At 59.2% G+C, this 262-nt stretch carries 1 protein-coding gene; it reads left to right on the top strand.

Annotated features, from left to right (window positions below):
* Window positions 1-262 (top strand): cadherin-like domain-containing protein (locus tag UF06_RS27050; RefSeq protein WP_045572549.1); only part of this gene is annotated, 262 nt, incomplete at both ends.

The following is a 262-nucleotide window of genomic DNA, read 5'->3' as shown; positions in this document are numbered from 1 at the left end:
CTCTTTGAACCTAACGGGCAACGACAGTGCACCAGACGGCGGCCTGGAAATCACCCACATCAACGGCGTGGCGTTAACCGGCAATGCCCAAGACATCGCGGTGGACAATGGCACCGTGGTCATCGCGCCATCCGCCGCGATGACGTTCGAGCCAGCGGCTGACTTCAATGGTGAGATCAACTTCGGCTACCAGGTGAAAGACGCGGACGGCGATGTAGACAGCGCGAACGTGAAAGTGACCGTGAATGCCGTGAACGATGCG

The organism is Vibrio sp. S234-5 (genome assembly GCF_000960595.1).
Lineage (GTDB): Bacteria > Pseudomonadota > Gammaproteobacteria > Enterobacterales > Vibrionaceae > Vibrio.
The sequence above is the reverse complement of the archived record's forward strand: the minus strand, read 5'-3'. Positions and strand labels throughout refer to the sequence as shown.